Raw genomic sequence first — 1,559 nt, 5'->3', positions numbered from 1 at the left:
CCGAAAATTGATAAACATCTAGCCCGCGAAGGGTCGGCCTCCGTTCACTGGCCTATCGTTTGGATTCCCATTCAACCGATTGAGCCCACGAAGGAGACCGACATGGAACTTTATGCGGGGATTGATTTGCACTCCAACAACAGTGTTGTGACCGTTCTCGACGAGCAGGATCGGACTGTCTACGCGAGGCGTCTTCCGAACAATCTCGATGCCATCGTTTCAGCACTTCGGGCGTGCGCGGGTTCGGTGCGTGGCGTGGCGGTGGAGTCCACCTACAACTGGTACTGGCTGGTCGACGGACTTCAGGCAGCGGGCTTCACCGTGCACTTGGTCAACACCGCCGCGGTCAAGCAGTACGACGGGCTCAAGCACGGTGGCGATTTCAGCGATGCACGCCATCTCGCGCACCTGTTGCGATTGGGTATCTTGCCTGTCGGTTATATCTACCCTCGAGAAGAACGTGCCGTCCGCGACCTGCTGCGCAAGCGCAGTCAGCTCGTACGCCAGCGCTGCACCCAGATCTTGAGCATTGAGAATCTGATGGCACGCAATCTCGGTTCACGAGCGACGGGCAATGCGATCAAGCGATGGGAGCCCGAAAACATCGACGCGATGGAGTTGCTTGACGAGCAGAAGCAGGCCTTGAAGGCGAACTTGGCAGTGATGAAATGCATCGACTGCCAAGTCAATCAGCTCGAGCGCAGCATCCTGGCCAAGGTCAAGCTGCGCGAGGACTACCAGGCGCTCAAGACCGTCAGCGGCATCGGTGAAATCCTGGCCGTGACCATCGCACTGGAGACTGGGGACATCGGCCGTTTTGCCGGCGCGGGGAACTTCGCTTCCTATGCTCGCATGGTGGACAGCCGGCGCGAATCTAACGGCAAAAAGAAAGGCGTGGGGAACGTCAAATGCGGCAACAAGTATTTGTCTTGGGCGTTCATTGAAGCAGCGCACTTCGCCGTACGCTATGACGCGACGATCAAACGCTGGTACCAGAAGAAATGCGCTGGCAGCTTGTCTGTTGTCGCGATCAAGGCGGTCGCGCACAAGCTCGCACGCGCCTGCTACCACGTTATCAAGGACGGAACCCCGTTCGACGCGGGCAGGGCATTCAGTTGATGCAGGCGGGAATCAGACGATAAATGGGACGGTGCCGGTAGTGCCTACAGATGGGTTGGAAGAACCATCAAAATTGATTGCACGCTGGCACCGATCCCTCCCATGTTGATGAGTTCGTTGCGCCCGCAACGCGAGCCAAATGGGGCTGGATCACCGATAGGTGAAGCCAAGACATTGTGCAGCCGGCTCGTCTGGCTGCGAGGATTGGACGCAGTGGGGTACAGAGGGTTTTCTGGGGCTGTGAATGCAGCCAGGGGCTCACGCCGCTGCAAGGTGTGCATGCCTTGATCCCGATGGGTGACTGGTGCGCAACGGCGCAACCAACTTCGAGAACCAAGTGTGCGCCGAACGAAGAGACAGGGAATGCAGCTTGACAAGATATGCGGGACAGTCGCAGATATTTGCGCGTCCCTCTTGACGGAGACGGCTAATGGGTGACC

At 58.1% G+C, this 1,559-nt stretch carries 1 protein-coding gene; it reads left to right on the top strand.

Going from position 1 to position 1,559, the window contains the following annotated elements; translation table 11 throughout:
* Nucleotides 1-102 precede the first annotated feature (102 nt).
* Nucleotides 103-1,119: an IS110 family RNA-guided transposase gene (locus EJO66_RS32390; protein WP_125967286.1), complete on the top strand. Its 1,017-nt coding sequence runs from the start codon at nt 103-105 to the stop codon at nt 1,117-1,119.
* Nucleotides 1,120-1,559 lie beyond the last annotated feature (440 nt).

This window comes from Variovorax beijingensis, assembly GCF_003951285.1.
Taxonomy (GTDB): domain Bacteria; phylum Pseudomonadota; class Gammaproteobacteria; order Burkholderiales; family Burkholderiaceae_C; genus Variovorax; species Variovorax beijingensis.
The sequence above is the reverse complement of the archived record's forward strand: the minus strand, read 5'-3'. Positions and strand labels throughout refer to the sequence as shown.